Genomic DNA, 20,910 nt, shown 5'->3' with positions numbered 1-20,910 from the left:
CGTATAGGGGCTGGATCGCGCTATGTCGCCCACCTGATCGCTGACCGCGCGCCGCCGATCAGGCGCGACATGATCAATTCCTCGACTCCGGTATAACCGAGCCCAAGGTGGTCGGGCCGCACCGCGATGGCATCGCCGAGCCCAATGGTACCGGTCCGCAGCGCCGCCCGGCCGACCCGGCTCCAGCGTCGCGCGGTTTCCCAGCGAATCAGCGTCAGGCTCTCCGCATCGACGCTGCGTGTCGCCAGGAAATCCTCCTGCAACCGCGCGAGTGCCGTGCCGAGCTGAATCAGCGCGGCTCGGTGCGGCACTGGTTCCTGCCCCATGATATGCTGCACGACGAGCTGCGCGATCTGCTGCGCCTCCTCGCCGAACAGCGCGGCATAGGCCTCGGCCAGCACCAGCCTGGCATGGGCGCGCATCGTGTCGACAAAACATTGCGATGCCCCGCCGCAGTGTCGGCGATAGACGAGTAGTTCGTCATCGAGCCGCGCGATCCGGCCAAGCGCTGCCAGCCGGTGATACAGGTCGAAATCCTCAGCATAGAGCATTGCCGGGCGCGTGAAGGGGGAAAGCTGGCGCGCGGCGTCGGCGCGGATCATCACCGACGACCAGACCAGCGGATTTTCAATCCGCAACAGCCATTCAATCAGCAGTGGCGTGGATGCTGGCGCGTGACCGGTCGCCGACAACCGTCCGTCTTCCAGCGCTGTCGCGGCGGTGCCGAGCAGGACGGTGTCGGGATGCGCCTCCAGATAGGCGACCTGCCGGGCGAGCCGTTCCGGCCGGCACAGGTCATCCTGGTCGAGTCCGGCGATATAGCGGCCGCGCGCTTCCGCCACGGCGCGATTGCGCGCCCGCACCGGCCCCTGATTGGCCGCGCTTTCGATCACGCGGAGCCGCGGGTCATCGATCTCGCGCAGGACGGTGAGCGTATCATCGGTCGAACGGTCGTCGACCACGACGATCTCGAAATCGCTGAGGGTCTGCGCCTGCAAGCTGGCGATCGTCTCGCCGACCAGAGCGGCGCCATTATACGCCGCCATGATCACGCTGACGACCGGAATCGTCATGCGACCGCCCGCTCCCGTTCGCCATCGGCGTCGCCCAGAATCTGGTCGACGATCATTTGCCCGATATCATTCTGCCACAGCCACAGCCCGTTGGCCTGGCCCGAGAAGCTCGCTTCGCCGCCAAGTGGGCCCCAGGGCACGAAGCCGGCTGCCAGGCCGATGCCATAAACACCGGGGACCGGCGCGCCGCTCGCATCGATCACGCGGCAGTGCGGATCGACCATCGCACCGCCCTGCTGCGCGGAGAGGATGATCGGATTGCCATGCTGGTCGCTGATCGGCAGCGCATATGGGCGATAGCCCAGCGCCGCGACGACCAGATCGGCACGGCCGAGATGATCGCGCGCCAACTGATCGTCCGCGCCGGTGATGCGGTGCAGCGCGATGCGCGGATCAGGTGCGCGGCCATCGACGCCGAGCATGCGCAGCACCAGCTCGCGTGCTTCAAGCCGAAAGCCCGCCAGGCGATAGACGAAGCCGCTGACCGGGCAAATGTCATCGGGGCCGAAATCGGTGAAGCCCTCGGCATGCGCCGCCTCGACCGAAGGATAGAAAGGGCGCAGTGGGCGGCGGTGGAGCAAGGTGATGCCGCCCGCGCCGAACGGCAAAGCGGGAATGCCCTTGAGCAGCAGCGCGATGCTGGTCAGTGCGCTGGTCGACCCGCCAACCACTGCGATGCGCGGCGCGCGCTTGCCCGCGAGCAGATCGGCGACCTTGGCGAAGCCGCCGAGCGACAGAACCTCGTCGGATTGCAGCAGCTTGCCGCCGGCATGATCGACCAGCGAGATGCCGGCGACATTCTGCTGCACCAGCCGGTCGAGCGGCTGATGGCCACCGGTGGCGATGACGATCTGATGCGAAAGCTGGTCGAATTCGACGCCGTCGGCGCGGCGGCGGATCCGCGTGCACCACAAGCCATCGGCGGTACGCCGACTGCCCAGCACGTCATGCGCGGTCAGAACCGATCCGCCATTGGCGGTGACGATATCGGTGAGCCGGTCGCCAGTCGCGCGCAGCAGCGGCCCGGCCTCGACCAGCGGCACACCCAGCGCATCGGCATAGCGTTCGACCGCGCGGCCGGCCGGATGCGCCATGATCGCGGCGAGTTCGGGGTGGGGGTTGTCCTTGACTGCGGTCAGGAACGTCTGCGCGGTGCTGTCGGAATTGATCGCATAGCGCCCCAGCCGGCCGCCGCCGATTGCATCGTCGCGCTCGACCATGACCAGCCCGGTGCGGGCGAGATCGGCCAGCCGGCCCTTCTTGCTCGCCGCAGTGAGCAGCGCAGTCCCCGCTGGCCCGCCGCCGACGATCAACGTCGCGGCAATCGCGCGGCGTTTCGGTTCGGCTGGGACGCGCGCGGCTTCCGCGGCGCAGATTGCGGTGAAGGTCGCGGCGATCTGGTGCGCATCCTCGGGCGTCATCGCATCGGTGATCGGTAACGACAGCATGCGTGCCGCGACACGGTCGGCGACCGGCGTCGGCTCGATCAGCGCGCTGGTCTGGAACAAGAGCTGTTCGGCGAGGTGCGGGCTGAAATAGCGACCGACGCCGACGCCGGCCGCTTGCAGGTCGGTCACGATCCGGTCACGATAGGGCGCCAGCGCATCAGGCAGCAGCACCGGCATGAACTGCATCGCCCGCCGCTGGCCAGAGACCGCCTGCAAAGTGAAATCGCTCAACGTCTCGCGGTACGCCGCCTCGACCGCGGCGCGTGCCTCGCACACGGCTTCGATCTCGCCGAGCTTGGCGCGCGCCAGTACGGCAATCACTTCGGGTAGTTTGGCGTTGATGCCGGGCAGGGTTGCGCTGCGCCCGCCTTCAAATCCGAAATTGATCATTGCGCGCAACCGGTCGATCAGCCCCGCATCGCCGCTATGGATCAGCCCGCCCTCGGCCACTGCGAAGGTCTTGGTCGCGTGCATCGAGTAAACCACGGCGAACGGGGCATCATGGCCGAAGCCGTCACCCGCGCCGTCGCGCGTGCCGAGCGAGGATGCAGCGTCGATCACCACACCGACGCCGAAGCGCCGCTGCAGCCAGGCATAGCGATCTAGGTCGATCGCATTGCCAAAGGTCGCATAGGGGATGATCGCGCTGACGCGGTCGCCATAATGGTGGAGCATCCGCTCCTCGGCCTCCGGGCAGGCGCTCCATTCGTCCGGATCCACATCGCAGATCAGCGGTGTCAGGCCCGACCACAAAGCTGCCTGGCCGGTCGCGGCGAAGGTCAGGCTGGGTATCAGGGCGAGCCCCTCGAGCCGTCCGGCCTCAATCGCGGCTTGCTTGATTGCGACCATCAGGCCGAGCGTCGCATTGGCGACCGCCAGGCTCGCGCCGCGGCCGCCGAACAGCGCCTCCGTGATCTCGGCCTCGAACGCGCGGACTTCTGGCCCGTTATTGCTGAACACGCCCGACTCTTCGACCCGACGCAGCGCATCGAGCTGCTCGCTCAGGCGCGGCGGATTGGGGGCGATAAGAGGAAAGTGACGCATCGTCCGCCTTATGCCGACCGCCGCCTAAAAAGCCGTTACGACCCATCAGTTGCGATTCGGGACGTTTCCGGTTGCCTGCGTGCCGCCGCGCGCCGTATCATCGCGGAGGGTACGAAAAGGGAGACGCTGGATGGCGACCGAGTTCCTTCTCAACGGGGCGAAAGCGACGTTCGACGGTGACCCCGATACACCCTTGCTATGGGTGCTGCGCGATCATCTCGAACTGACCGGCACCAAATATGGCTGCGGCATCGCGCAGTGCGGCGCGTGCACCGTGCATCTCGACGGCAAGAACCGTCGCTCATGCGTGACGCCGGTCGGCACCATCGCCGGACGCAGCGTCACCACGATCGAGGGTGTGAAGGGCAAGACGGCGGATGCGGTCAAGGCGGCTTGGGTCGCGATCGACGTGCCGCAATGCGGCTTCTGCCAGTCGGGCCAGGTGATGTCGGCGATCGGCCTGCTCTCGATCAAGCCCGACCCGAGCGACGAGGATATCGATCACGGCATGGCTGGCAATATCTGCCGCTGCGCGACCTATGTTCGCGTCCGCCAGGCGATAAAGGATGCGGCCAGATCCGCGGGAGCGGCGGCATGAACGCGCCCTTCGATGCCAAGGGCACAAGCCGCCGCGAATTCCTCGGCACGTCGGGCCTGGTGCTTGGCCTCGCATTGCCGCTGGGTGGTCGCGCTGCCGCGGCACCGGCCAAGGCTGCCGCGCCGTTCGCGCCCAATGCGTTCGTGCGCATCGCCGCCGACAATAGCGTCACGGTGATCATCAAGCATGTCGAATTCGGCCAGGGCCCGGCGACCGGCCTGACCACGATCGTCGCCGACGAGCTGGATGCCGACTGGTCGCAGATGCGGATCGACTTCGCACCCGCCAATGACCCGCTCTACAAGAATCTCATCTTCGGCACGATGGGCACCGGCGGATCGACCGCAATGGCCAATAGCTGGATGCAGCTGCGCAATGCCGGAGCCGCCGCGCGCGCGATGCTGGTCGAGGCTGCGGCGCGGAAATGGAAAGTGCCCGCCGCCGAGATCAAGGTCTCGAAGGGCGTGGTCAGCCATGGCAAGCGCAAGGCGCGCTTCGGTGAGCTTGCCGCCAATGCGGCGCTGCTCCCGGTGCCGGAAAAGCCGGTGCTCAAGACCCCCGACCAGTTCACCCTGATCGGTACCGACGTCCCCAAGATCGATACGCTGGCCAAGACCACCGGCACCGCGCAATTCACCATGGACACGCGCCGCCCCGGCATGGTGATCAGCGTGATCCAGCATCCGCCCGCATTCGGCGGCACGGTCAAGGCAGTGCGCGATGCCGCTGCGTTGAAAGTGCCCGGCGTGGTCGCAGTCAAGGCGATACCGCATGGCGTGGTGGTCTATGCCAAGGACACGTTCGCCGCGATCAAGGGCCGTGCCGCGCTCGACGTGGACTGGGACCTGTCCAAGGCCGAGACCCGCTCAACCGAGACGATGATCAAAACCTATGCCGAAGCGGCCGCGACGCCGGGCAAACAGGCCGAGGCGAAGGGCGATGCCGCTGCCGCGATCAACAGTGCTGCCAAGACGCTCGATGCGACCTATGTCTTCCCTTATCTCGCGCACGCCCCGATGGAGCCGCTCGACGTCGTGATCGAACCGCGCGACGGCGGCGCGGATGTCTGGATGGGCAGCCAGTTCCAGGTCGGCGAGACGGCGGCGATCGCCGGCGTGCTCGGCGTGCCCTTTGCCGGCATGACGCTGCACGAACTTTATGCCGGCGGCAGCTTCGGCCGGCGCGCGACGCCGGCGATGGAATTCGCGGTCGAGGCCGCGACTGCGGTCAAGGCATTGGGCGGCAAGACGCCGGTCAAGCATGTCTGGACACGCGAGACCGACTTGCTCGGCGGCCGTTATCGCCCGCTCGTCGTCCACCGCGCGCGCGGCGGGGTCGATGCCAAGGGCGAGATCGTTGGCTGGGACTCGGTCATCGCTGCCCAGTCCTTCATGATCGGCACCCCGTTCGAGGACAAGTCCAAGGGCTATGACGATTCGATGATGGAGGGCGTCACCGAAAGCTCCTATGATTTCCCCGCCTTCCGCGCCGGTTTCCACGTCATGCAGAACGGCGTGCCGACGCTCTGGTGGCGCTCGGTCGGCAACACTCACACAGCTTATGCGGTCGAAACCTTTCTCGACCAGCTGCTCGAGCTGGGCGGTCAGGACCGCATCGCCGGCCGCCTGAAACTGATGAAGGATGACCGCGCCAAGGCAGTGCTCAACCGCGTCGCCGAACTGGCCGGCGGACTCGACGCGAAAACCGGCCGTGCCCGCGGTGTCGCCTTCCACAAGAGCTTCGGCAGCTATGTCGCGCAGATCGCCGAACTGTCGAAGGGCGCGGATGGTTTGCCGAAGGTGCACAAGATGTGGTGCGCGATCGATTGCGGCATCGCGATCAACACCAATGTCATCCGCGCGCAGATCGAGGGCGGGATCGGTTATGGTCTCGGCCATGCCCTCTACAGCGAGATCACGCTGGGTGAGGGCGGGGTGGTGCAGCAGAGCAATTTCGACAGCTATCGCTCACTGCGCATCGGCGAGATGCCGGAGGTCGAGGTGGCGATCATCAAATCGGGCGCCAATCCGACCGGCGTCGGCGAACCCGGCCTGCCGCCGACCGCCCCCGCCATCGCCAATGCGTGGCGCAAGCTGACCGGCAAGGCCGTGCGCCGATTACCCTTCGCGCATGGAGACAATGCATGATCATGCCCCGTCATGTCGTGCTCGCGATGAGCGCGCTCGCCCTTCCCGTTGCCGTGCTGGCCGGCGGTGGGGGCGGCGGGCAGGCGCTGCGCCTGCCCGCCTCAAGCGTCGAAGGCGGACCGGCCGATGGCGATGCGCGCTCCGCCGCTTTGTTCGTTGAAATGGGCAAGGTCATTCAAAGCCCGCGCTGCCTCAACTGCCATCCCCGCACCGATCGTCCCAATCAGGGCGATGCGATGACTCAGCATAATCCGCCGGTGGTACGCGGCCCCGACGGGCACGGTGCGGCCGGGCTGGAATGCGCGACCTGCCATGGCCCCGCCAATGTCGCGTTCGCCAATGGCTCGGGCAGCATTCCGGGACATCCCAAATGGCACCTCGCGCCGATCGCCATGGCATGGGAGGGCAAGACGCTTCGCCAGATCTGCGAACAGATCAAGGATCCGAAGCGCAATGACGGCAAGACGCTCGAGCAGCTGATCGAGCATAACAGCCATGACAGCCTGGTCGGCTGGGCGTGGAATCCCGGCAAGGGCCGCACGCCGGCGCCGGGCACTCAGGCCGAGTTCGGCGCGCTGACCCGGGCATGGGTGGAGAGCGGCGCGAAATGCCCGGCATGACCCGCAGTTTCGATACCATCACGCTCGGCGTCGATGACGGCATCGCCACCATCACGCTCAACCGGCCCGACAAGCTCAACGCCTTCAACAAGGCGATGATGGAGGAACTCGTCGCGGCATTCGATGCGACCGATGCCGATGACGATGTGCGCTGCGTGATCGTCACCGGCGCGGGGCGCGGCTTTTGCGCCGGGGCAGACCTGTCGGCCGGCACCGCGACCTTCGACTATGACAAGCGCGGCGGGTGGAATGGCGCAGAATCGCCGACCCGCGCCGATGGCAGCATCGATTATGCCCATCCCGCGGTCCGTGACGGCGGCGGCATTCTGGGCCTGCGCATCTTCGCCTCTAAAAAGCCGGTGATCGGCGCCATCAACGGCCCGGCGGTCGGCATCGGCGCGACCATGACCCTGCCGATGGATTTCCGCCTGGCGAGCGATACGGCGCGCTTCGGCTTCGTCTTCGCACGGCGCGGCATCGTGAACGAGGCATCGTCGAGCTGGTTCCTGCCGCGGCTGGTCGGCATCGGCCAGGCGCTCGAATGGTGCTATTCGGGTCGCGTATTCGGCGCGGAAGAGGCGCTGAAAGGCGGGCTGGTGCGCAGCCTGCATGCGCCCGACGATCTCCTGCCCGCGGCGCGTGCGCTGGCGCAGGAATTGACCGGCAACAGCGCGCCGGTCTCGGTCTCATTGCTGCGCAAGATGCTGTGGACCGGGCTCGGCATGGGACACCCGATGGAGGCGCACCGCATCGAAAGCCGCGCGGTCTGGGCGCGCGGCGCGAGCGGCGACGCGGCGGAAGGCGTGGCAAGCTTTCTCGAAAAGCGCGAACCCGTCTTCCCTGATCGCGTGTCGACGGCGTGGAATGACTTCGCCGACTGGTTCGACGACCCGCCTTACGATTGAGAAGGCCGCCCCGGCCGAAGCCGGGGCGCCCGCCGTCAGAACTTGGTGCCGGCGCGAACGCCGATCGTGCGCGGCGTGTTGGTCACGATATAGCCGCGCTGGCCGCAATTGCCGCATGCCTGGAACCGCGACAGCTCGGCGCGCTCGTCGAATGCGTTCTGCACGAACAGTTCAAGCGAGTAGGAGCCGAACTGCCCGCCCACCGCGAAATCGGCGGTGGTGTAGGATTTGAGGCGTCCCAGCGCGGTGGCCGCGTTGAAGAAACTTGCCGGATCGGCAACGGTCGCCGGATCGGTCGGGTCGAGGAAGGTGCCAATAAACACCTTGTTGCGAATGTCCGACGTTGCCGAACTCTGATGCGCGACGACGGCCTGGACATAGGCCTTGCCCGATCCGACAGGGGCCGTGTAGCGCGCCGTGCCGTTGATCTTGAAGCGCGGCGTGATCGGCAGGCGCGTCCCCTTGGCCGCCGAGATATAGTTGATCTGCCCCGTTGGCCCCGCGGTCGCGCAAGTGAAGGTCGGGTCGTCATAGCCGCACAGATTCTGCAGCGTCTTGGCATCGGTATAGGATCCGGCGGCCGTCAGGCTGAGCCCGCCGGTCGACAGGTTCGCGTCCATTTCAATGCCCCGGATACGGGCATTGGGGCCGTTATGGATTTCGGTGAAGCTGTTCGCGCCGAGGAAGGAGAACTGGAATTTCTTCCATTCCTGCTGATAGACCGCGCCGTTCAGCCGGAGCAGCCCGCCGAACAAGGTGGTTTTCGCACCGACCTCGTAATTGGTCAGATAATCGGCGGCATAGGGTTGCACATCGGCACGCCGGTTGATGCCGCCGGGCCGGAAACCGCGCGACCAGGTGCCGTAGAGCAGGATGTCCTCAGTCGGCTTCCAGGTCAGGTTGAGCCGGTGAGTCACGCCCTGACCCTCGGCCTCGACCGGATCGACCCCGCCAGTGCGGGTGTTATAGACGCCAAGGTTGGTACAGGGGCCGCCATCGACTGCGGGCGGCAACAGCGTTGTTCCCGCACCGGCCAGCTGGGCGTCGCGCAGCCTCAGCCCCTGATTGGTGAAGCATCCGGCGACGCCGGTGCGCGAGCTGCCTGCTGCGTTTGGCGGCGGGTTACCCGTCCCACCCTGGATATAGGCGGGATTCCGCCCGAAGCCGAAAAAGCCGATCAGCGAATTGTCGTAGATGAAGGCGCGCGCGCCCGCGGTCAGCGTCAGATTGGGCAGGATGTCGTAGCTTGCCTCGCCGAACATCGCGTAATCCTTGTCGACCCGGTGCTGCTGGGTCAGCCACAGCGTGCCCGGCGCCCCGTTGACCGACAGCAGCGGCGCAAGGTTGGCCACCTGATAGTCCTGATGGATCAAATTGCTCTGGCGCTGATAGAATAGCCCTGCGACGACGCGGAACCGTTCGTCCTGCGGCGATGCGACGCGGAACTCCTGGCTCATTTTCTTGAAGTGATCGGACGCGATCACATACTGGCGCGGGTCGATCGTCAGCCCGGCCGCGTTGTGGAAATAGAAATAGCTCGAGATGCCGTTGTGCGTCGCATAAAGCGAATCATAGGCTTCCGAATAATCGGTATAATCGGTCGCCGAATGGGCCGTACGGTCGAGATAGGCGCCGGCATAGGTCGCGTCCCAATTGCCGATCTTGCCCTCGATCGTCAGCGCGGCCTGGACGAAGCGCTCGCGGCGGCTGTCGGCATTGAAGCGCTGCACCTTCAGGTCGCCGACCCGCGGATCATATCCGAACAGGCCCTTGCTGCGCTGTTCCTGGTAAATCACTGATGGCGTGACCGTCCAGTTATCGTCGAGATCGACCTTCAGTGCCGCACGCCCGCCATAGGTTTCGTTGGTGTTGAAATTCTTCTTCACCAGCGCTGCGTTGGTGACCGTACCGGTATAGCCGGGCGCCAGCGGCGCTGCCGGTGCCGATACGTTGAAGTTCCGCGTGCCGGCGACATTGTCGATATAGCCGGCGTCGCGCTGGTAGAATCCGACCACGCGCAGCGCCGCCATGTCCGATAGTGGAATATTGACAAAGCCTTCCGCCTTGCCGCCCACGCCGCCCTTGGCAACGGTATTGACCTCCGCATCGACCGCGCCGGAAAAGCCGGTCGTATCGGGCTTGTTGGTGATGATGCGGATCGTGCCGGCCTGCGACGAGGCGCCGTACAGCGTGCCCTGCGGCCCGGCGAGACTCTCGATCCGCGCCACGTCATAGACATGGACGTCGAGCGTGCCGCCGATCGTCGTCACCGGCTGTTCGTCGAGATACACGCCGACCGAGGGCAGCGAGCCCGAATGATTCCCGTCGCCGCCCGATGCGACGCCGCGCATATAGACGGTGGTCACGCCTGGCTGGGAGCTCTGGAACGCGACCGAGGGGAGGAGCTGCGAATATTCGGCGAAATTGCTGATGTTGAGCTGGTCGAGCTTTTTCGTGCCGAGCGCCTGGATGCTGATCGGCACGTTCTGGAGATTTTCCTCGCGCTTCTGCGCGGTGACGATGATGTCGTCTGAATCGTCGATCGCGGGGCGGGTGTCCGCCGGTGCCTGATCCTGCGCCAGGGCAGGGCAGGCGGTGACCGCCGCGGTGGCCAGCATGGCGGCCAATATGGTGCGGCGCTTAGTGACGTGCATGACGATCCCCCGAAACGACATTCTGTTTCGACAGACTGTTCGCGCCCGCAACAATCGTCAACGGTCCGATATGGACCTTCTCATTTCATGGCGGGAACGTGACAGTTTTGCCACGCCCGAGGGAGAGATCAGGCGAAGCGGGGCGTGTCCGGATAGTGATCAAGCACCTCGCCCAGCGCCGCCTTGAGCGGATCGAGCCATGGCTCGAACGGTTTCCACGCCTCGGTCCCTTCGCGGAAGATCGGCTGGCGCACCTGTTCGGAGCTTGCGGTACGCACCGCGCGGTCGGTCTTGTGGAATTCAAGGCACGCCTGCTCGAAGTCGAGCCCGCATGCGGCGAGCAGGGCGCGGACCTCGGCCTCGGTATTATCGACCATGTTTTCGTAGGTCACTCGGTGCACCCGTCCCGGCAACGCCGTATCCACATGCGCCATCAGCCGCACATAGCCGCGATAGTAACGGCCCATATCGTCGAGCGAATAGCTGAACGCCTGGCCTCGCGCGAAATGCTGTTTGTAGTTGGAAAAGCAGCAGCCGAGCGGATGACGGCGCGCGTCGATGATCGTCGCATTGGGCAGGATCAGGTGGATCAGCGGAACATGCGCCCAGTTGTTGGGCAGCTTGTCGATGAACAGGGGCCGGTCGGTGCGGCGCTGAATGCGGGTGCGCTGGAGATATTCCTCGCCCAGCGCGCGCAGCCGGTCATGCGGTACCCCGCCAAGCCGATCGGGATAATCGGCCCAGCGCCGCGCAAGGATCGGAATATCGGGAAGCTCGGAGGTTCCTTCGACCCGGCTATGGCTCGACAGGATCTGCTCGACCAGCGTCGATCCCGCGCGCGGCATGCCGAGGATGAAGATCGGGTCGGGCGCATCATAGCCCGCCGCAACGCGCGCGGCGAAGAAATCGGGCGTGAAAAGCTGAATGCTGCGATCGACCAATGCCTCGGTCTCGTCGGCGTCATAGACGATTCTGGTCCGCCGCAACCTGTTGCCGGCCGCATAATGCGCGAACGCCGCCGCTGCCTGTCTGCGGTCCTCGAACGCCTTGCCCAGCGCGAAATCGAGATGGAATCGGTCCTCGTCCGAAATATCGGCCCGGGCCAATGCCGCTTCCATTGCCGCGATATCATCATCGTCGAACTTCACGGTCTTCAGATTGGCGAGGCTCCACCATGCCTCGCCCAGTTCCGGCATCAGCGCAATCGACCGGCGATAGGCGGCGACGCCGTCCGCCTGGCGCCCGACCGTCTTCAGCATATGGCCGTACGACATCCACACTTTGGGCTGGCGCGGCGCGGATTTCAGCACCTCTTCGTACAGTGCGATCGCGTCGTCGAAGCCGCCGATCCGCGCCAGCGCCGCGGCCTTCAGATTGGCATGGCCGGGATTGTCGGGTTCTTCCTCAAGCACCAGGTCGAGTTCGGCGATCGCTTCGTCCGGCCGGTTCTGGCGATACAGCACGATGGCAAGGTTGGCGCGCGCGGCGGTGAAACCCGGCGACAGTTCGACCGCTCGGCGCAACAGATTCTCCGCATCCCTGTAGCGCCCGATCCGCCCGGCCAGTTCGGCGAGCATGCGGATCGCCTGCACATCGAACGGATCTTCCTTGAGGTGCGTCTTCAGCAGCGGTTCGGCCTCGGACAGACGATTGTCGTGCAGCGCCAGCGCGGCGTCGATCAGGCGCTGCGGCCAGCGGGGTGTTGGAACGGCGGCAAAGGTCATCGGCATTGAGCTTTAGCCTCGTTCAACCATCTTCGTCACCCCGGACTTGTTCCGGGGGCCCTGGTGAAGCAAACCGGGGCGGTAGAATTTGCGGACTGGCGGATGCCGGAACAAGGTTCTCCTGAGCGAAGTCGAAGGGACCGGCATGACGGTGGGGGTTAAATGACCAAGGTATCACGTCGCGCGCTGGGGTTCTGGACCTGCCTCGCGCTGGTCATGGGCAACATGATCGGGTCGGGCGTCTATCTGCTCCCCGCGACGCTTGCGCCGCTTGGCTGGAACGGCATGATCGGCTGGATCGTGACGATCGGCGGTGCGCTGTGCCTCGCCTTCGTGTTCGCGCGACTGGGCGCAAAGCTGCCGATCGCCGGCGGTCCCTATGCCTTTACTCAGGCGGCGTTCGGCCCGGGGGCGGGATTCGCCGTCGCGTGGAGCTATTGGGTGCTGATCTGGGCGGGCAATGCGGCGATCGCGGTCGCGGTGGTCAGCGCGCTCAGCCTGATCTTCCCGATCCTCGGCAAGCTGCCGGCGCTGGCCGCGCTGGCGATCATCTGGGGGCTGATCGCGGTCAATATCCGCGGCGTCGGTCTGGCCGGGCGCGTACAGTTCGTGACCATGGCGCTGAAACTGGTGCCGCTGGTCGGCGTTATCGCGCTGGCGATCTGGCTGTTGCTGCGCGACGGGTCGGGGGCGATCGCCGCCAATCCGCCGGTGCCGATCGGCGCCGGAGCGATCGCGGGGGCGGCGGCGATCACCTTTTGGGGCTTTCTCGGCGTGGAATCTGCGACCGTGCCGGCCGACAAGATCGACAATGCCGCCCATGTCGTGCCGCGCGTGACGCTGATCGGCACCGCGCTGACCGGTCTCGTCTATCTGCTCGTCTCGGCGGCGACCGCGTTCCTGATGCCCGCCGCGGTCACCGCCGCCTCGCCCGCGCCGATCGCTGAATTCCTTGGTCGCGAGCTCGGATCGGGGACGGCCGATCTCGCCGCGCTGTTCGCCGCGATCAGCGCGTTCGGCGCGCTCAACGGATTCATTCTGCTACAGGGCGAAGTGCCGCGCGCGATGGCGCAGGGCGGTGTGTTCCCGGCCTGGTTCGGCAAGGAGGGCGCGCGCGGCACACCGGTCCGCGCGCATCTCGTCTCCGGCGTGCTCGTCACGCTGGTCGCGCTGTCCAATTATGCGCGCGGCATGGGGGAACTGTTCACCTTCATCGCCTCGGTGTCGCTCGCGGCGGGCATGCTTGCCTATCTCGCCAGCGCACTCGCCGCGATCAGGCTTCTGCCGGACGATCTGCCGCTCAAGATCGCGTCGCTGTTCGCGGCGGCGTTCGTGCTGTGGATGGTCTATGGCCTTGGGCTGGAGGCGGACCTTTGGGGACTGGCGCTGCTCATCGCTGGCCTGCCGGTCTATCTCTGGGTCCGCCACAGCCGCGCCGCACCGGCCTCATAGGCCCAGCCTTATAGGCCCAGCGACATCAGCCGGGCGACCGCGTGCGCGCGGTTGACCGCGCCCAGCTTGCGCCGCGCATTGTCGACATGGAAACGGGCGGTGGTCTCGGCGACGCCCATGATTGTCGCGATCTCCCAGTCGGTCTTGCCGTCGGCGACCAGGCCGATCGCATCGCGTTCGCGCACGCTGAGCGATGCGGTGCCGGGCTCGCCCTCGGCCAGCGGTGCGCGCAGCAGCCGTTCGGTCAGGATCGCGCCGGCGACGTACAGCGCTTCGGCGGTCTCGTCCTCGATCGCCGGGTCGGCAAAGCCGATATGGAGTGATGCGACCGCGCCGTCATAGCCATAGGCGGTCACGCCAAGCGCGTCGCCAATCCGCCCCTCGCTCATCGCGTCCCAATAGTCGCCGAAGCGGCGGTCCCGGCGCGGCGCGAAGTCGCTGAAGCGATAGCGCGTCATGCCGCGCGCGATCGGCTCGACCAGCGGATTGACCTCGAAGCAGATATAGCGGTGGCTGGTCCCGCCGATCCAGCCGCTCACGCAGCGCCGCTCGACCAGCCCGCCCGCCGCCCAGTGGCGCGCCGCGGTCAGCTGTCCGGGCGGTCGGCGATAATGCCGTGCCTGGAAATAGCTCACGCCGAGCGCCTGGGTTGCGTTGGAAAAATCGCGCGCCGCCTGCGCTGCATCGCGTGCGGCGACAATCGGTTCGATCAGCGACATCATCTCGCCAGGCATCGGCTCCTCCGGGCCATGCGGACGGCCTGCCAATGACTAGGCAGCGGTCCGACCGGCGGCAATGGCTTTCCGATCCAGAACCGATCGGTTCCCACCCCCTCGATTCCGTGAGGTGACCGCATCGCGACCGCTCGGTTACGCCCGGTGCACCGAGCAGCGGCAAGGGGGGTGATCGATCATGGCGGAAATCAAATGTCCAAACCGGGACTGCGTCCATGGGCAGGTACCCTGTCACGACTGTTCCTATGGCGAAATCACTTGCCCCGGTTGCCGGGGAAACCGGGACATGGACTGTCCTGAATGCCGCGGTGCCGGCTATTTCGCGCGCGGCGCAGAATATGAAGCCTGCACGCATTGCGGCGGCCGGGGATCCGGATTGCAGTTTGGCGACTTCACCAAGGGAAGCGGGCGCGTTTCCTGCCCCGATTGCAAGGGCAGCGGAAAAATGACCTGCCCGCGCTGCCACGGGCGTCAGAAATTCACCTGCCATGTTTGCGACGGGACCGGGCATGTGCCCGATCCGAACGGCTGAGGATCGAAAAATGGGCGCTGCACCGCTCTCCGATGAGCAACGCGCTCTGGTACAATCCGGTATCGATGCGCACCTCGCGCGGCTCGCCGATCTCAAGCCGCGCTACGACGCCGATCTCGCGACCCTTTATGACCGGATGCTCGCCGTGCCGGATCCTCGTGCCGATATCCATGCCCTGATGCTCGACGAACTCGGCCGCTGGGGGGCGGTGTGGCGGACCGAGGTCACCATGCTGGTCAATCGCTGCGCCCTGCTGGACTCGGACGCGGCGACACCGTGGCGCGACCTGCTTGCCGGGCATGACCGGCTGGCGGCCGAGATCGGGCAGCGCGGGGCCGAGTTCGGCAAACAGGCGCATAAGGCCGATCACGACATAGGCATGAAGCGGCTCGACCTGCAGCGGCAAACGATGGAGCGCCTCAACCGCCTGCGCCAGCGCTTCTGGTGACCGCGGCCTATCCGAACAGCCGGCCCAGCACGCTCTTGTCGCGCAGGATTTCGTGCGCCGCATTATGCCCCGGCGCGCCGGTCACGCCGCCACCCGGATGCGTGCCCGCGCCGCACATATACAGGCCCTTGATCGGCGCGCGGTAGTCGCCATGCCCAAGCACCGGCCGCGCCGCCCAGAGCTGGTCGAGTGACATATGGCCATGCATGATGTCGCCGCCGATCAGCCCGAACTTGCGCTCCAGATCAAGTGGCGAATGGATCTGCCGCGCGATGATCGATCCCTTGAAATTGGGCGCATGTTTGGTGACGGTATCGACGATCAGGTCCGCCGCAGCCTCGCGCTCATCGTCCCAGTTGCGGCCGTCTGGCAGCACCGGCGCGAACTGCTGGCAGAACAGGCTGGCGATATGCTGTCCCGGCGGGGCCAGGCTGTCATCGACTGAGGTCGGGATCTTCATCTCGACGATCGGCTCATCCGACCAGCCCTTGGCCTTCGCATCGGTGAACGCCTTGTCCATGTAATCGAGCGTCGGCGAAATGATGATGCCGCAGGTATGATGCTCGGCCACTTCCTTGCCCGGCAGGACCGAAAAATCCGGCAGTTCGGACAGAGCGACATTCATCCGGAACGTGCCGGAGCCGGCCTTGAAATTGTCCATCCGCCGCGCGAACTCGGGCGTCATATCGGCGCGGTCGACCAGCTGGCGATAGAGCAGGGCCGGGCCGACATTGGCCGCGACCACCTTGGCGGCGATCTCCTCGCCGCTTTCCAGCTTCACGCCGGTCACGCGGTTGCCGTCGACCAGCACCTTGGCGACCGGCGCTTCCAGGCTGATCTCGACGCCCAGCTCAGTGCACGCTTCCGCCATATATTTGGTGATCGCGCCCATGCCGCCGACGCTATGGCCCCAGGCGCCCTTCTTGCCGTTCACTTCGCCGAACACATGGTGGAGCAGGACATAGGCCGATCCGGGCGTGTCGACGCTGGCGTAATTGCCGACCACCGCGTCGAACCCGAACGCGGCCTTCACATAGTCATTCTCGTACCAGCTATCGAGGAAGCTGCGCGCCGATTTGACGAACAAATCCATCACGTCGCGCTGCGCCTCGATATTCATGCCAGTAAGCTTGCGGCCCTGTGCCGCCGCGGCGATCAGCGCGCGCACGCCGCCGCCGGCATTGGGCGGGGTCTTCAGCGCCATGTCGCGCAGCACCTCGGCGACGCGCTCCAGCGCTTCCTCATATTTCGGGAAGGTCTCGGCATCCTTGGGCGAAAAGCGCGCGAACTCGGCCTGAGTCCGTGCCGTGCCGCCGCCAAGCTTGAGATAGCCATCGTCATGCGGGAAGAAATTGGAAATGGTCCGCTCGATGATCTTCCAGCCGCGCTCGTGCAGCCGCATGTCCTTGATCACCTTGGGACGCAGCAGGCTGACCGTATAGCTCGCGGTCGAGTTGCGGAAACCGGGATGGAATTCCTCGGTGACGCACGCCCCGCCAATCACGTCGCGCCGTTCGAGCACGCGGACCTTCATGCCCGCCTTGGCGAGATAGAAAGCGCAGACCAGGCCGTTATGCCCGCCGCCGATGATCAGTGCGTCGTAGGATTTGGTCATTCTGCTTCCCCCATCCATCATTCCGCCTCGCGCGGAGATGACGGTTGTTATTCGGTTACGGCACGCGGCCGGCGGCTCCAGCCCGGCGCGGGCGCGCGGTGCTGGCGCGCCTCCGGGATGATGCGGCGGATCTTCTTGGCAAAGCTGCGCAGGCACACTTCGCTCGCGCCGATCGGGCCGGCGGTATAGGTCTGCGACGCCATGCCGCGCTGCACGCGCTCGATCAGCCAGGTGTCCTCGGCATTGACCGTGCGGTTGATCCGCCAATTGGCATAGCGCACCAGCTTCATTTCCCGCCGGTCATCCGGCAACGCAAAGCACATCTCGCGCAGCAGGGTCGTGGTCGGCGTCAGCGGCAGCCACTGCATGAAATCGATCTGGTCGGCATACAGGTCGAACGCCATGTTCGGCCACAGCTTGAAATAGAGCCAGAGCCGCTGATTCTCCTCGGGCAGATGATCCACCTCGGGCAGATGCTTCTGGTAGAAGCGCTCCCATGGATTGGCCGAGGGGCGATCGACCAGCCGGCCCGACATCTTGTCGACATAAGGCTCGGCCTCGATCGCATAGCTTTTGCCGAACAACCGGGTCAGCCCGTCATGCGCGACCGGGATGTGGAGATTGTCGGAATAATTGTCGCCGACATTCTTCCAGTTCACCGCCCGCTCGCGCGCCCGCACCGGGCTGATCGTCTCCATCTCCTCGAACCGGTACGGCGCGACCTGATCGTCATAAGGCGCCATCATCTCGGAGACCGCCGGCCCGCCATCATCCTCCAGCCGCACGAACACGAAGCCGCGCCAGATCTCGACCCCGATCGGGACGAGCCCGTTCTTCGCCATGTCGAGCGCCGGATAATCGCCGCGCATCGGCACGCCGCTCAGGCGCCCGTCAAGCTCATAGGCCCAGGCATGATAGGGGCAGACCAGCTTCTTCGCGCAGCCCTGCGGCCCTTCGACCAGCCGCATCGCGCGGTGACGGCAGACATTGGCGAAGGCGCGGACCTGGCCATCGTCGCCGCGCACCGCCAAGACGCTTTCGCCGATATAATCGAGCGTGTGGTAATCGCCCGCCTTGGGAATATCGCCGACATGGCACACGATCTGCCAGCTCGGGCGGATGACGCGCGCCACCTCGACGTCGAAATATTCCGCATCGGTATAGAGCCAGCCGGGCAGGCTCCAGTCCGCATCGGGGTCATGCGCTTCCATATCGGCAAAACGATGCGCCATCCCGGCCTCCCGCTTCTGGGTGATCCTTGTTGAACGATCGTACAACAGGCTGCGCGGCAACGCAATTGCTGTTATGACGGGGCGATGACCCAGCCTGCCTTCTCCCGCGCCGAACCCGATGCGCGCCGTCTCAGCCTGATCGAGGCGACGGCTCGCGTGCTTGCGTCGCATGGCGCGGCAGGAGCGTCTGTAAGAGTGATCGCGGTCGAGGCCGGCGTGTCGCCCGGGCTGGTCAGCCATTATTTCGACGGCGTCGATGCGCTGGTCGCCGCGACCTATGTGCATGTCGGTGAGCGGGTCAGCACCGCGCTCGATGCCGGTGTCGCGGCCGCCGGCCCGGATCCGCGCGCGCGGCTCGACGCCTATGTCACCGCCAGCTTCCACCCGCCGATTGCCGATCCTGGCCTGCTCGCGACCTGGCTGGCCTTCTGGAGCCTGGTCAAGGCGCGGCCGGGGATCGCCGCGCTGCACGACGATATCTACGCCGCCTATCGCCGCGACCTGGAGGCGTTGCTGGCGGAATGCGGTGTCGCCCCCGCCGACCTGCGCCTGACCGCGATCGCGATCACGGCTTTGGTCGACGGGCTATGGCTCGAACTCTGCTTGTCGCCGACCACCTTCACTGCCGATGAGGCGCGCGGCATCGCCGGGCGCCAGATCGCGGCGCTGTTGGGTTAAGAGATCGAGCCCGAAATCCATTATGATCGTATAACCATCTGATATACAACGATATTATACTGAAATAGCTGAAGCGGCGGCGAGAAAGTTTGACACAAACCGGTGTCCCATATCTCCTGCCGCCGATCGGGGCGCTCGACCCTATTTCGACAGGTCAGTGATCAGCGATTTCCAATAGGCCATGGATGGCTTGAGATTGGCCAGCGGCGTTCGTTCATTGAGGCCGTGGCTGAACGAATCCGAATCCTTGATGAAGGTCGGGCTGACCCCGTAGCTCGGGATGCCGCGGCTGCGGAACCACATCGAATCGCTCGCCCCGGCCGACATGCCGGGAATGATCGGTACGCCCTTGTAGCCGATGTCGAGCGCCTTCCTGACCGCCTTCATCACATCGGCGCGCATCGGTGACGCGTCATTGGGGATGGTGCCCATTTCGACATATTTGATCGTCATCGCCGGGTCGGCCGCGACCTCGACCAGCTTCGCCTGGACATCCTCGACCTTCACGCCGGGAAAGATGCGGCAATTGATCAAGGCGGTGGCGCGCTGCGGCAGCGCGTTGATCGCATGGCCGCCGCTCAGCATCGTCGCGACACAGGTCGTGCCGATCTGACCGATATAGGAGGGGTTGGCGGTCAGGGTCGCGATCGCCGCCTTGTCGGTCTGGTCGGCGGCAAAGGCGCGCATCGCCGCCGCGGTCTCGCCGGTCTGCTGCTTGGCGGCTTCGGTGAAGAAGGCCTTGGTCAGCGCATCGGCCTGCGGCGTGAACTGATAGGCGCCGATCCGGTCGAGCACGGCGGACAGCTGATAGATCGGGTTGAGCTTGCGCGGCGCGCTCGAATGGCCGCCGGGATTGGTGAATTCGAGCTGGAAATCGGCATAGGTCTTCTCCGCGCCCTGCAGCGTGAAGAATTGCGGATGGCCGTCCTCGGCCAGCGACCCGCCGCCGCCATCGGCATTCAGCACCAGCTCGGCATGGGCGAATTGCGCCGCCAGTGCCTGAGTGGTCTTCATCGTCGTTTCCTCATCGCCCGAATAGGCGATGACGATGTCGCGGCGCGGCTTGAACCCGTCGCGCTTGAGCTGCAGCAGCGTCGCGACCACTTCCGCCCCGTCGAGCTTCATGTCGGTCGCGCCGCGCCCGAACAGATAGCCATTCTCGATCACCGGCGTGAACGGGTCGCGCTGCCAGTCGGCGGGCTTGGCCTCGACCACGTCCATATGGCCGGACAGGACCAGCGGCTTGGCCGCGCTGTCGGTGCCGCGATAATAAGCGACAAGCATCGCAGTATCGTCGACTTTGGTCACCGTCACATCGTCGGCGGCAAACCCGCCCGCGACCAGCAGGCCCTTCAGATACTCGGCATAATCGGGGGTCTGGTTGCCGGGGCCCTGCACGGTGCGAAAGGCGATCGCGCGCTTGGTGATCTCCAGCGCTTGCGCTTCAGCCTGGCTATTGTCGGCGCCCTTGGCCTGTGCCGTCCCCGTCATCAGCGCAAGCGCCGCCACCATCGAACCCAAATGCCGCATCTGCATGACCCCTTATCGTTGAGCGCGCGATGCTAGGGGGCGACGCGCGCACGTCAACGGGGGCAGCCTACCCGTCATGGGTGGGGCTCGGAAGGCGCCGGGCGGGCATCATGGCGGCCCCCGGGTGCGGCGTTACTTGCTCTGGCTGTTCGTCACGGGCGCGGTGTCGTCAGCGGCCGGCTCGCCGCGCGAGGTGCGCGCTGTCATGCCGGTGGCGGAGGCATCGTCGAGCATCTGCTCGTCGGGCGCGACGGCGGCAGGCTCCGGTGCGGCTTCGGCGGTGGCGTTGGTTTCAATGACCGGCGAGGCTTCCGGGGTCGGCGACGCGCTTGGCTCGGGTGTCGGTTCGCTGATCGCTTCGCTGTTCTCGGTCGGTGCCGGGGCTGGTTCGGATCCTGAGCAGGCCGTCAGTCCGGCGGCCAGCAACGCAGTGCTGGCGACAAGCAGGGCTTTGCGGATGGTCTTCATCGTCATTC

Annotated in this window: 16 protein-coding genes; 7 read left to right on the top strand and 9 right to left on the bottom strand. The window is 65.8% G+C overall.

The features are described 5' to 3' along the window. Positions 1 to 20: 20 nt before the first annotated feature. Together ACRECS_RS07340 and ACRECS_RS07335 are read right to left on the bottom strand one after the other, a co-directional pair. Positions 21 to 1,073, bottom strand: coding sequence for a glycosyltransferase family 2 protein (locus tag ACRECS_RS07340; RefSeq protein WP_431582311.1), 1,053 nt, complete (start codon positions 1,071 to 1,073; stop codon positions 21 to 23). Next, on the bottom strand, positions 1,070 to 3,565 hold the full coding sequence (locus ACRECS_RS07335) for a DegT/DnrJ/EryC1/StrS family aminotransferase (protein ID WP_431582310.1): 2,496 nt from the start codon (positions 3,563 to 3,565) through the stop codon (positions 1,070 to 1,072). The genes ACRECS_RS07340 and ACRECS_RS07335 overlap by 4 nt, the downstream gene beginning before the upstream one ends. Positions 3,566 to 3,695: 130 nt before the next feature. On the opposite strand from ACRECS_RS07335, the gene ACRECS_RS07330 reads away from it, so the two are divergent. Genes ACRECS_RS07330 through ACRECS_RS07315 form a run of 4 tightly spaced genes read left to right on the top strand, consistent with a single transcriptional unit; the run spans position 3,696 to position 7,835 of the window. Continuing rightward, positions 3,696 to 4,163, top strand: a complete 468-nt coding sequence (locus tag ACRECS_RS07330; RefSeq protein ID WP_431582309.1) for a (2Fe-2S)-binding protein — start codon at positions 3,696 to 3,698, stop codon at positions 4,161 to 4,163. Beyond that, positions 4,160 to 6,310 (top strand): molybdopterin cofactor-binding domain-containing protein, encoded by a 2,151-nt coding sequence (locus ACRECS_RS07325; protein WP_431582308.1) that lies wholly within the window; start codon positions 4,160 to 4,162, stop codon positions 6,308 to 6,310. Before ACRECS_RS07330 ends, ACRECS_RS07325 begins: the two co-directional genes overlap by 4 nt. Continuing rightward, positions 6,307 to 6,930, top strand: coding sequence for an Isoquinoline 1-oxidoreductase subunit (locus ACRECS_RS07320; RefSeq protein WP_431582307.1), 624 nt, complete (start codon positions 6,307 to 6,309; stop codon positions 6,928 to 6,930). Before ACRECS_RS07325 ends, ACRECS_RS07320 begins: the two co-directional genes overlap by 4 nt. Then, positions 6,918 to 7,835 carry a crotonase/enoyl-CoA hydratase family protein gene (locus ACRECS_RS07315; protein ID WP_431582306.1) on the top strand — a complete coding sequence of 306 codons (918 nt, stop codon included), beginning with the start codon at positions 6,918 to 6,920 and terminating at the stop codon, positions 7,833 to 7,835. The genes ACRECS_RS07320 and ACRECS_RS07315 overlap by 13 nt, the downstream gene beginning before the upstream one ends. A 35-nt stretch (positions 7,836 to 7,870) precedes the next feature. Here ACRECS_RS07315 and ACRECS_RS07310 read toward each other — a convergent pair whose 3' ends face one another. After that, a complete protein-coding gene (locus tag ACRECS_RS07310) occupies positions 7,871 to 10,489 on the bottom strand; it encodes a TonB-dependent receptor (RefSeq protein WP_431582305.1) in 2,619 nt (872 codons plus the stop codon). A gap of 128 nt (positions 10,490 to 10,617) precedes the next feature. Then, positions 10,618 to 12,219, bottom strand: a complete 1,602-nt coding sequence (locus ACRECS_RS07305) for a tetratricopeptide repeat-containing sulfotransferase family protein (RefSeq protein ID WP_431582304.1) — start codon at positions 12,217 to 12,219, stop codon at positions 10,618 to 10,620. Positions 12,220 to 12,375: 156 nt separating this feature from the next. On the opposite strand from ACRECS_RS07305, the gene ACRECS_RS07300 reads away from it, so the two are divergent. Then, positions 12,376 to 13,665: an amino acid permease gene (locus tag ACRECS_RS07300; protein ID WP_431582303.1), complete on the top strand. Its 1,290-nt coding sequence runs from the start codon at positions 12,376 to 12,378 to the stop codon at positions 13,663 to 13,665. Between the two features lie 8 nt (positions 13,666 to 13,673). On the opposite strand, the gene ACRECS_RS07295 is transcribed toward ACRECS_RS07300, so the two are convergent. After that, complete coding sequence (locus tag ACRECS_RS07295) at positions 13,674 to 14,399, bottom strand: LuxR C-terminal-related transcriptional regulator (RefSeq protein ID WP_431582302.1); 726 nt, start codon at positions 14,397 to 14,399, stop codon at positions 13,674 to 13,676. Between the two features lie 542 nt (positions 14,400 to 14,941). Here ACRECS_RS07295 and ACRECS_RS07290 point away from each other — a divergent pair. Beyond that, entirely contained in the window at positions 14,942 to 15,379 is a 438-nt protein-coding gene (locus ACRECS_RS07290) for a hypothetical protein (RefSeq protein WP_431582301.1), read from the top strand. 7 nt (positions 15,380 to 15,386) lie between these two features. On the opposite strand, the gene ACRECS_RS07285 is transcribed toward ACRECS_RS07290, so the two are convergent. Beyond that, positions 15,387 to 16,994, bottom strand: a complete 1,608-nt coding sequence (locus ACRECS_RS07285; protein ID WP_431582300.1) for a phytoene desaturase family protein — start codon at positions 16,992 to 16,994, stop codon at positions 15,387 to 15,389. Between the two features lie 47 nt (positions 16,995 to 17,041). Continuing rightward, positions 17,042 to 18,226 carry an aromatic ring-hydroxylating oxygenase subunit alpha gene (locus ACRECS_RS07280; protein WP_431582299.1) on the bottom strand — a complete coding sequence of 395 codons (1,185 nt, stop codon included), beginning with the start codon at positions 18,224 to 18,226 and terminating at the stop codon, positions 17,042 to 17,044. A gap of 84 nt (positions 18,227 to 18,310) precedes the next feature. On the opposite strand from ACRECS_RS07280, the gene ACRECS_RS07275 reads away from it, so the two are divergent. Continuing rightward, the gene (locus ACRECS_RS07275; RefSeq protein WP_431582298.1) at positions 18,311 to 18,904 is read left to right on the top strand and encodes a TetR family transcriptional regulator C-terminal domain-containing protein; all 594 of its coding nucleotides are present in this window, start codon (positions 18,311 to 18,313) and stop codon (positions 18,902 to 18,904) included. A gap of 141 nt (positions 18,905 to 19,045) precedes the next feature. Here ACRECS_RS07275 and ACRECS_RS07270 read toward each other — a convergent pair whose 3' ends face one another. Further along, positions 19,046 to 20,434 (bottom strand): M20/M25/M40 family metallo-hydrolase, encoded by a 1,389-nt coding sequence (locus ACRECS_RS07270; RefSeq protein WP_431582297.1) that lies wholly within the window; start codon positions 20,432 to 20,434, stop codon positions 19,046 to 19,048. Positions 20,435 to 20,566: 132 nt separating this feature from the next. Next, positions 20,567 to 20,902, bottom strand: a complete 336-nt coding sequence (locus ACRECS_RS07265) for a hypothetical protein (RefSeq protein ID WP_431582296.1) — start codon at positions 20,900 to 20,902, stop codon at positions 20,567 to 20,569. Positions 20,903 to 20,910: the final 8 nt, after the last annotated feature.

The sequence above is a fragment of the Sphingomonas sp. genome (genome assembly GCF_050725575.1).
Taxonomy (GTDB): Bacteria; Pseudomonadota; Alphaproteobacteria; order Sphingomonadales; family Sphingomonadaceae; genus Sphingomonas.
The sequence above is the reverse complement of the archived record's forward strand: the minus strand, read 5'-3'. Positions and strand labels throughout refer to the sequence as shown.